Raw genomic sequence first — 8881 nt, forward strand, 5'->3', positions numbered from 1 at the left:
GCCAGGCTGGAGGTGTAGCCCTCCGAGCACACGATCACCCACTCGACGTCGTCGCCGGTGGCCTGCGGGATACGCGCCTCGCTGGTCGGATCGCAGCGCCATTCGAGCACGTTGCGCTCGATCACCAGCGCGCCCGGCACCTCGCCCTCGTCGGCCCGCTGGGCGTGCGGGCGGATGTCGATCAGCACCGCGCCCCGGCGCAGCGCCTCGGGCAGCTCGTCGGCGGGGAGCCGGCGCAACCGGGCCCGCGCCGCGTCCAGCATCGCGTTGATCCGGCTCATCAATCCGCTTCCGGCTGGTCGGTCAGCTCGGTCCGCTGGTGCTGCAGCCCGCCGTCGACCCGGTAGTAGGACATCTCGGTCAGCGGTGGCGAGTAGGCGTGCACGCTCAGCGTCGGCGCCACTGGCGCTGCGGGGGTGTGTCCACCAGCCGGCGCCCAGACCACGTCGTGCACCCAGCCGCGCCGAAACGCGGCCTGGTCCCCGGCGTCCAGGCGGCGGCGGCGCAGCTGCCGACCGCCCCAGTGGAACTCGTCGAGCGAGCCGGAGACCACGGTCAGCGCGCCGATCGACTCGCCGTGGTCGTGCAGCTCGGTCGCCTTGCCAGGAACCCAGCTGATCAGCCAGACGTCCAGGTCGCGGTCGCCGTGGATGCGGGTGAACCAGCGGCTGTCGGCGGGCAGGCCGCCGGCCGGCAACAGCGCGTGGTAGCGGCCGTTGAGCACGTCGTCGGCGTGCCGGTCGGTGACCTGCAGCAGATCGGGAACCCGCAACGGGGCCTGCAGAACGGAGACCGGAGACCGGGTGGTCGGCATGACAGAACTCCGGAAGTGAACGGACGGATCGGGGGCAGATATCGGCCGGCGGCGAGCTAGCGCCGACGACAGTCCCGGGATCCGGTGCACTCCATCACGGCGGACACGCTACCCAGGCAGCCAGCATGCGCTCGTCTGCTGCTGGGCGGCCTCGCCACTGTCGCGGTGGGCTGCTCGGCGGCGGCCGGCTGCATCGGCGACCAGAGCGCGTCGGCCTCAGCAAACCTCCGCACACCAAATACCTGGTACATCCCCTGGGCGCAGCTAATGTTGCCCCGACGGGCCACGGTGATCCTCGCGGCCCAGACCGCCGGCGGCGGCGGGTGCGGCCGACCATTCGAATCACGGCGAGAATAACGGCCGCCGAGACGACGGGGCCACGCCTGCGGGCCGGCCCAGGCAGAATGGGCCGATGCTCCTGCCGGGGCGCGGGGCGATGCGACGAGGGGAGACGCCTGATGGCAGCCGCACCGCGGGTGGCGCTCGCACTGGGCAACGGCAGCGCACGCGGCTACGCCCACATCGGCGTCATCGAGGTGCTGCTGGAGCGCGGCTACCGGATCGTCGGGGTCTCCGGGTCGTCGATGGGTGCGCTGATCGGCGGGCTGCACGCGGCCGGGCGACTCGACGAGTTCGCCGACTGGGCCAGGTCGCTGACCCACGGCGCGGTGCTGCGGCTGCTGGACCCGTCGTTCACCGCCTCCGGGGTGCTGCGGGCCGGGAAGATCCTGGACGCGGTCCGCGACATGGTGGGCGACACCAGAATCGAGGACCTGGCGATCCCCTACACGGCGGTGGCGACCGACCTGGTCGCCGGGCGATCGGTGTGGCTGCAGCGCGGGCCGGTCGACGACGCGATCCGCGCCTCGATCGCGATCCCCGGCCTGATCGCGCCGCACGTGGTCGGCGGCAAGCTGCTGGCCGACGGCGGCATCCTCGACCCGCTGCCGCTGGCGGCGATCGCCGGGGTCGACGCCGACCAGACGGTGGCGGTGAACCTGGGCGGCGCCCGGGAGCTGGGCGCCGCCCAGGGCGACGACGACGAGGACGACGACAGCCCACGGAAGACCGCCGAATGGCTCAACCGGATGGCGCGCGGCGCATCGGAGTTGTTGGACACCGACGCGGTGCGGTCCTTGCTGGACCGGCCGACGGCCCGCGCGGTGCTGAGCCGGTTCGGTGTGGACCCGGAAGCCGACGCCGGCAGCGAGCCTGAGCCCCAGCCCGAACCGGAGCTTGAAGAACACGACGACCTGCCCCGGCTCGGCACGCTGGCGGTGATGAACCGCACCATCGACATCGCCCAGGCCGCGCTGGCCCGCCGCCAGCTGGCGATGTACCCGCCGGATCTGGTGGTCGACGTGCCGCGCACCGCCTGCCGCAGCCTGGACTTCCACCGGGCCGCCGAGCTGATCGCCCTCGGCCGGGAGCTGGCCGGCCGGGCGCTGGCCGGCCACGAGCGCGACCGGCCGGAGCCGGTCCACGAGTAATTTAGTAGCACATGTTGTGCTACCCGGTGAATATGAAGGTCGTCCGGTCCGAGCGCCGCGCCAGAACCCGAACGCCGCCGGGCCGGCCTCACGACCGTCGATACCGGCAGCCTGCCGCGGCGGGAGCTGTCCGCGATCCTGGCAGCTGGTCGACGTCGACGACCGCGATCACGTCACCCGTGCGCTCGGTCGCGTTGAACTGATGCGCACGGCGAAGCGCAGTGGTGACGCCGAACTAACCGGCCAGGAACGCAGCCACCTGCTCGGCGACCGCGGCGCCCTGCACCCGCCCGGCCTGCGCGGCGGCCACCCGACGCCGCGGGTCGAGCACGTTCGGCCCGAACGCGGCCAGCGAGGCGTCGTCGGCGAAGATCCCGAACGCCCGGCCGGGGAAGAGCGCGATCTCCCCGGCCGGCCCGCCGGACGGCGTGGGCCCGGCCGGCACCACGGCGACCGCCACCGCGCAGTCGGCCGCGACCCGAAGGTTGAGGCTGCTGGCCATGCCGCCGTCCATGTAGCGGCGTCCGCCGATCGGCACCGTCGGCCAGGCGCCGGGCACCGCGCAGCTGGCCGCCACCGCGTCCACCAGGTCGGCGCCGGAATCCCGGTCCAGCACCACCAGCTCGCCGGTGGCGGTGTCGATCGCGGTGATCCGCAGCGTCCGGTCCGGCCAGTCGTGTGACGGCAGCCGCTGGGCGATCACGGTGCGGCGCACCGGGCCGGGGACGGTCTCGGCGGCCAGCGCGATCTCGCCGATCCGCCGCAGCTTCTGCCGCTGCGAGCCGTGCGCGGCCATCGCGGTCAGGATCAGCTCGCCGGCCACCGCGGCGCCGCGGCCCGGGTCGATCTCGGCCGAGGCGTCGTCGACCTGCCGGTCGAACAGCTCGCCCAGAGTGGCGCCGCTGCCGAGCTGGGCGGCCACCGCCGAGCCCGCCGACGTGCCGACCAGCACGTCGGAGTCGAGCAGCAGCCGCGCGGTCGCCGGCGACGCGTCGGCGATGCCCAGCAGAATGCCTGTCTCCCAGGCGATTCCCGTCACTCCTCCGCCGGCCAGTATCAGCGCGCGCTTGATCCTCACGTCCACCGAGTCTGCCGTGCGGTCAGCCGAACGGGTGCTGCGCGGTCAGCGCCTGCTCGCTCAGGTCGGCGCGGCTGAGCTGATGGCGGGGCGGGTCCGGCAGCACCAGACTGCGGCTGATCTGCAGGTCGGCGTCGACATGCACCAGCTCGCCGGGTGCGATCAGCTGCCAGCGCGGGTCGTCGTCCATCGGCTCGCTGGCGAACACCACCGTCGGCCGACCCGCCATCTCCCCGGCGTCGGCCCGGATCCGCCGGCTGCGCAGGTCGAACCCGACCGGCAGCGCGCCGTCGCGACGATCCAGCAGATACAGCTCGTTGGGCTCGGGGTAGCGCACCGCCCACACCTCGGTCGCGGTGCTCAGCAGCACGTTCACCGCATAGATCGGCACCTGGTCGGCCAGCCAGGACAGCGCGTCCACCAAGCCGCGGCCGACGTCACCGCCGGCCGCCCGGATCGCCGCGGTGACCAACGCGAACACCCGCTCCGAGTCGGTCTGCCCTTCCACCAGGTCGGCGGTGCCGACGGCGGCCAACCGCGCGTCGAGCACGTCGAGGCCCTCGACCACGCCGTTGTGCGCGAAGAGCCGCCCGTCCTGCAGGAACGGGTGGGTGTTGACGACACGGTGCGCGCCGGTGGTGGCGTAGCGGACGTGCGCGACGAAGGTGGTGCCGGTCATCTGGTGGGCTTCGGCGGCGAACGGGGCGTCGCGCCACGCGGCGATCGGCTGTTTGCGCACCTGCGGGCGGCCCTGCGCGTCGAAGACGCCCAGGCCGGTGCCGTCCGGGTTACGCCGGCTCTGGGCGGCCAGGTTGTCCGGCGCGTCCAGCAGCCAGAACGTGGCGGTCGCCGCGGCGCCTCCCGCGTGCAGTGCGAACAGTCGGCACATCTCAGGCTCCTCGGGTCAGGCCCGGCGCGGCCCGGGCGGTGATCGGCGGCAGGTCGAAGAAGCTGCGGATGCCGGGCGGGGCGGCGCAGACCGCCGGGATCGCGTTGACGCAGTGCGCCGCGGTGGCGACGATACCGGGGTTGCTCTTCAAGCCCGCCTCGACGGTCTCGGGCTGCCAGCCCTTGACGGTGACGAAGGTGTCCGGGTTACCGCGCACCTCGATCTCGTAACGCTCGCCGGCGAGACCGAGAGACCATGGCGGGTCCAGGTTCTCCTCACCCATCAACCAGTTCACCGCGATCCGGACCACCACCACGTCGCTGACGGCGGCCTCCCAGGCAAACCGGCGTCCGGCGACCTGGCCGGGCTCGATCACCCCGATCGGCGAGTCGATCGGCGCGGTCGCCACCGCCACCTCCTGCGTTGCAGCGATCTTCTCGTCGGCGGCGAAACCCAATCGGTCCACACAGAGCCGCACCGACTGGACGAACCCGCCGTTCAGCAGCTTCTGCATCGGGCCGCTCAGCGCCGTCTCCGGTGTGCCGCCGAACCCCATCACCTGTCGCAGAACGTCCGGCGCACGGTAGCTTCGTATATCGGAGAACTCTTCTGCGCGAACGAATGTCACGCCGGTGGACATCACCGACAGCAGCAGCGGGAAGAGCTCGGTGACCGCGCCCGGCCCGATGCCGGCCCCGTGCAGGGTGGCGCCGCCGGCCCGCGCCGCCTCCTGCAGCGGGGCCGCCTCCCGCTCGCCCGGGTAGAACCAGCCGACCGGAGTCACCACGTTCTTGCCGGAGCGCAGCAGCGCGGCGACCTCGTCGGCGTTGGGCAGCAGCGGGGCGTAGATCACCGCGTCGGCGTCCAGCGCCAAGATGTCGCCGATGTCGCCGGTGGCCCTCACCCCGATCGGCGCGGTGCCGATGATCTCGCCGACGTCCTTGCCGGCCTTGGCCTTCGAATGCACCCAGCAGCCGGCCAGCTCCAGCTCCGGATGCTCCAGCACCCCGTTGATCGCGGCAACCCCCACCGACCCGGTTGCCCACTGCACCACTCGTAGCGTCATGGTCAGTCGCGGACCTCGGTGACCTGGTAGGCGTCCTCGGCGTAGCGGGACCGGATGGTCTTCTTGTCGTATTTGCCGACGCTGGTCCGCGGGATCTCGTCGACGAACGCCCACCGCTCCGGCAGCCACCAGCGAACGACCTTGTCGGCCAGGAATGTTCGCAGTTCGGCGGCGGTGACCACCGCCCCGGGTCGGGCCACCACAGTGGCTAGCGGCCGCTCCTCCCAACGTTCGTCGGGCACCCCGACCACCGCCGCCTCGACGACGTCCGGGTGGGCGATCAGCGCGTTCTCCAGCTCCACCGAGGAGATCCACTCCCCGCCGGACTTGATCACGTCCTTGGCCCGGTCGGTCAGGGTGACGAAGCCCTGCGGGTCGATCCGGCCCACGTCGCCGGTGCGCAGCCAGCCGTCCTGGAAGCTCGCCTCGCCGTGGCCGCGGTGGTAGGAGCCGGTGATCCAGCCGCCGCGCACCTCGATCTCGCCGACCGCCGCGCCGTCGTGGGGCAGCACCGCGCCGTCGTCGTCGACGATGCGCACCTCCACCCCGCAGACCGGCTGCCCCTGACTGCCGCGCACGGTCCAGTACCTCTCTTCCGGCGTCTCCGGGGTCGGCCAGGCCACGGTGGCCAGCGGCGACGTCTCGGTCATCCCCCATGCCTGCAGCACCTTCACCCCGTGCCGCTCCTGGAAGTCCCGCATCAGCGACACCGGCACCGCCGAGCCGCCGCAGACCACCAGCCGCAGCGACGAGATATCGTGTCCGGGTTCGCGATCCAGGTAGTGCAGGGCGTCGTTCCAGATGGTCGGCACCGCCGCGGCCACCGTCGGGCGCTGCGTCTCGATCAGCGCGACCAGCGACGCGGCGGCCATGTGCCAATCCGGCAGGACCAGGTCCGCCCCGGCCATCAACGCCGCGTACGGCATCCCCCAGGCGTTGGCGTGGAACATCGGCACGATCGGCAGCACCCGGTCGCGGGAGCCGACGCCGATCCCGTTCACCGTGCAGGCCGCCATCGAGTGCAGGTAGCTGGAGCGGTGGCTGTACACCACGCCCTTGGGGTTGCCGGTGGTGCCGCTGGTGTAGCACATCGCGGCCGCGGAGTCCTCGTCGATCGCCGGCCAGGCGAACTCCGGCGACTCGGCGGCGAGCAGGTCGGCGTAGCGCAGCACCGTCTTACCCGGCTGCTCCAGCGGCGCGGTGTCACCGTCGCCGACCGCGATCACCGTGTGCACGGTGTCGAGTTTCTCCAGAACCGGCGCCAGCAGCCCGGCCAGCGACAGGTCGACCAGCACCACCCGGTCCTCGGCCTCGTTGGCGATGTAGACGATCTGCTCGGCGAAGAGCCGCGGGTTCAGGGTGTGCAGCACCGCGCCCATCGCCGGCACCGCCAGGTAGGCGGCCAGATGCTCGGCGTTGTTCCACATGAACGTCGCCACCCGCTGGTCGCCGGTGATTCCGGCCCGGCGCAGCGCGTTGGCCAACTGGGCTACCTGCCCGCCCAGCTCGCCGTAGCTGGTGCTGCGGTACCCGTCGCCGGTCGCGGTGATCACCGCCCGCGTGGGGTGCACCCGGACGGCGTGCTGCAGGATGCCGGTGATGGTCAGCGGGTAGTGCTGCATGGTGCTGCGCATCGACCTCTCCCCTCATTCGTCCCCGTGCCGGAGCCGCCTCCGATCATGGCCGCCTGGAGGCGGGTTCGCATCGATTTACCGCATCTCCTGCACGGCCACCGGCTATGACATGAACCACTCCTGTCGGATCACCCGAGAGGACTGCCCCTTGGGTAACTTCTCACCCCGATCTCCGCGGGGAAGTCAGCCCAAACCAAGCTAGCTTGCGGTAGGCAGCGCGACCGGGCACCCGCGCCGTTTCGTGCCGGGTGTTGACGCCGGCGACCGGTCGAGCCCACTTCAGTCGGTGAGACAACCCGCTGAACTGCTCAAACGGCGTACCCCCAGTCGGACTCGAACCGACACTGGGCGGATTTTAAGTCCGCTGCCTCTGCCAATTGGGCTATGGGGGCTCGCGGGCGAATCTAGCGCGATCCGGCGTGGGCCGTGCGGCACGGCGCGGGAAAGAACGTCCGGTGTACCGGCGGCGGCGCGGCCGGGCGCCGACCTACATGTGCTGCGGGCAGTACGCGCTGGCCGAGATGGCGGCGAACTGCGCGGCGTGCTCCAGCGTGAATCCCGGGTTGGTTCCCTGGATGGCGGTGACGGTGTCCACCGGCGAGAGACCCTCGTCCAGCAGCTGGCAGACCGCGTGGCCAGCCGCGATGGCCTGACTCGCCCCGTTGTGGCTCAGACCGGCGCCGGCGAGCGCGCTGAGGAAGACCCCGTCGTTGCCCTCGGCGGATCCCGGGGCCGCCAGGCCCACCACCGCACCCGCACCGGCGATGCCCGCGAGGACGAGTAGCCGCTTCTTCATGTGCCCCAGCATGCGCGGCGTTGGTTAAGCCGGTGTTACCGAAGGCTTACTGCCGTGCACCGGATTGTTAACACCATGTAACAGCCGGCCGGCGTGTTGCGCGCCGATGGCACGACATGTGCGACCCGGGCCGCCGCGTCGACGCATCGAAGGTAACGCACGATCGGGGGGAGGCCGGCCGACCGGACTGCCGGTCCGGGCGGAACCGGCCAACGGCCATTCCGCCACGCGCAGACGGTGCCGGCAGTTCGAGGGTCGAAGCGGGCCGAATGTTGCGTCGATTTGTCGCTGCGGGGTCGTGCGTAACAAGTTCGGGCACCGGCGTTAAAAGGCGGTTAACCAGCTTCCGCCGGCGGTCGCAGCTAGGGAACTGTGGGGGGCGTGCCACCGGCAACCCCGGCCCGAGGTGGCCGAATCACCATGCGGCTCAGCTCGGTTCGATAAGGAGAATGACGATGGCTTTTGTGACCACGCAGCCCGAGGCGTTGACGGCCGCAGCCGGCGAGCTACGGAGCATCGGCTCGGTGTTGGCCGCCCAGAACGCGGCCTCCGCCGCCCCGACTACGGACATAGCACCGGCGGGCAGCGACGAGGTTTCGGCGCTCCTGTCGGCGCAGTTCTCCACGTACGGCAGCATGTACCAGGCGGTCAGTAAGCAAGCCGCGGCCGTTCACGAAATGCTGGTCAAGACTCTGGACACCAATTCCGAGTCGTATGCGGCCACCGAGGCCGCCAACGCGGCCGCGGCCAGCACGCCTTCGGCGGCGGCAGCACAGTCCACGATCGGCGGCATGGTGAACGGACTGGGCTCGAACTCGCTGCTTACGGACTTCGGCGAAGGCGCGTCAACCGCGATGATGTATGTACCGTCGAGCCTGCTTCCGTCCATGATCGGCTTCCTGACCAGTGCAGGCGCCCACGCCGGCGCCGGAAGCGGCCTGGGTGCGCTGCTGACCCCCGGTGGTGCGCTCGGCGCCCTAGGCGGGCTGGGCGGGGTCGGTGGCGGAGTCGGTGCGGCCGGCAGTGCCGCCGCAGCCGCGGCCGCGCCCGCTGCAGCCGGGGTGGTGGGCCCGGCGTCGCTGGTGAACAGCTCGTCGGTGCCGCCGAGTTGGGC

General features: G+C 71.7%; 10 protein-coding genes and 1 tRNA gene. 3 read left to right on the plus strand and 8 right to left on the minus strand.

All coding sequences use genetic code 11. The features are described 5' to 3' along the window. On the minus strand, positions 1-281 hold a 281-nt coding region (locus AC2VNT_RS11320; RefSeq protein WP_486946944.1), incomplete at its 3' end, for a rhodanese-like domain-containing protein. After that, positions 281-814 carry a cupin domain-containing protein gene (locus AC2VNT_RS11325; RefSeq protein ID WP_486946945.1) on the minus strand — a complete coding sequence of 178 codons (534 nt, stop codon included), beginning with the start codon at positions 812-814 and terminating at the stop codon, positions 281-283. The genes AC2VNT_RS11325 and AC2VNT_RS11320, both read right to left, overlap by 1 nt. Before the next feature lie 165 nt (positions 815-979). Here AC2VNT_RS11325 and lpqV point away from each other — a divergent pair, with 165 nt between their 5' ends. Both lpqV and AC2VNT_RS11335 read left to right on the plus strand, forming a co-directional pair. Then, positions 980-1171 (plus strand): lipoprotein LpqV, encoded by a 192-nt coding sequence (gene lpqV / locus AC2VNT_RS11330; protein ID WP_486946952.1) that lies wholly within the window; start codon positions 980-982, stop codon positions 1169-1171. A 101-nt stretch (positions 1172-1272) separates the two neighbouring features. Continuing rightward, positions 1273-2304 (plus strand): patatin-like phospholipase family protein, encoded by a 1032-nt coding sequence (locus AC2VNT_RS11335; RefSeq protein WP_486946946.1) that lies wholly within the window; start codon positions 1273-1275, stop codon positions 2302-2304. A 235-nt stretch (positions 2305-2539) separates the two neighbouring features. On the opposite strand, the gene AC2VNT_RS11340 is transcribed toward AC2VNT_RS11335, so the two are convergent. From AC2VNT_RS11340 to AC2VNT_RS11365, 6 genes are all read right to left on the minus strand, one after another. Continuing rightward, positions 2540-3388 (minus strand): patatin-like phospholipase family protein, encoded by an 849-nt coding sequence (locus AC2VNT_RS11340; RefSeq protein ID WP_486946947.1) that lies wholly within the window; start codon positions 3386-3388, stop codon positions 2540-2542. Between the two features lie 16 nt (positions 3389-3404). Beyond that, the gene (locus tag AC2VNT_RS11345) at positions 3405-4271 is read right to left on the minus strand and encodes a class II glutamine amidotransferase (RefSeq protein ID WP_486946948.1); all 867 of its coding nucleotides are present in this window, start codon (positions 4269-4271) and stop codon (positions 3405-3407) included. A 1-nt stretch (position 4272) separates the two neighbouring features. Continuing rightward, on the minus strand, positions 4273-5343 hold the full coding sequence (locus AC2VNT_RS11350) for an NAD(P)H-dependent amine dehydrogenase family protein (RefSeq protein WP_486946953.1): 1071 nt from the start codon (positions 5341-5343) through the stop codon (positions 4273-4275). Next, positions 5340-6971, minus strand: coding sequence for a fatty acid--CoA ligase (locus AC2VNT_RS11355; RefSeq protein ID WP_486946949.1), 1632 nt, complete (start codon positions 6969-6971; stop codon positions 5340-5342). Before AC2VNT_RS11355 ends, AC2VNT_RS11350 begins: the two co-directional genes overlap by 4 nt. 318 nt (positions 6972-7289) lie before the next feature. After that, a tRNA-Leu gene (locus AC2VNT_RS11360) sits at positions 7290-7363 on the minus strand. 95 nt (positions 7364-7458) lie between these two features. Then, positions 7459-7767 (minus strand): DUF732 domain-containing protein, encoded by a 309-nt coding sequence (locus tag AC2VNT_RS11365; RefSeq protein WP_486946950.1) that lies wholly within the window; start codon positions 7765-7767, stop codon positions 7459-7461. A gap of 455 nt (positions 7768-8222) precedes the next feature. Between AC2VNT_RS11365 and AC2VNT_RS11370 the strand changes: the two genes are divergently transcribed. Beyond that, positions 8223-8881, plus strand: a 659-nt coding sequence (locus AC2VNT_RS11370) for a PE family protein (protein WP_486946951.1), incomplete at its 3' end; no start/stop codon positions are given.

This window comes from Mycobacterium sp. TH-M15 (assembly GCF_057473705.1).

Bases quoted from the DNA above. Each gene is read 5' to 3' on its own strand.
- AC2VNT_RS11325 (WP_486946945.1), bottom strand. From the start codon at position 814: ATGCCGACCACCCGGTCTCCGGTCTCCGTTCTGCAGGCCCCGTTGCGG.
- AC2VNT_RS11335 (WP_486946946.1), top strand. From the start codon at position 1,273: ATGGCAGCCGCACCGCGGGTGGCGCTCGCACTGGGCAACGGCAGCGCA.
- AC2VNT_RS11355 (WP_486946949.1), bottom strand. From the start codon at position 6,971: ATGCGCAGCACCATGCAGCACTACCCGCTGACCATCACCGGCATCCTG.
- AC2VNT_RS11345 (WP_486946948.1), bottom strand. From the start codon at position 4,271: ATGTGCCGACTGTTCGCACTGCACGCGGGAGGCGCCGCGGCGACCGCC.
- AC2VNT_RS11365 (WP_486946950.1), bottom strand. From the start codon at position 7,767: ATGAAGAAGCGGCTACTCGTCCTCGCGGGCATCGCCGGTGCGGGTGCG.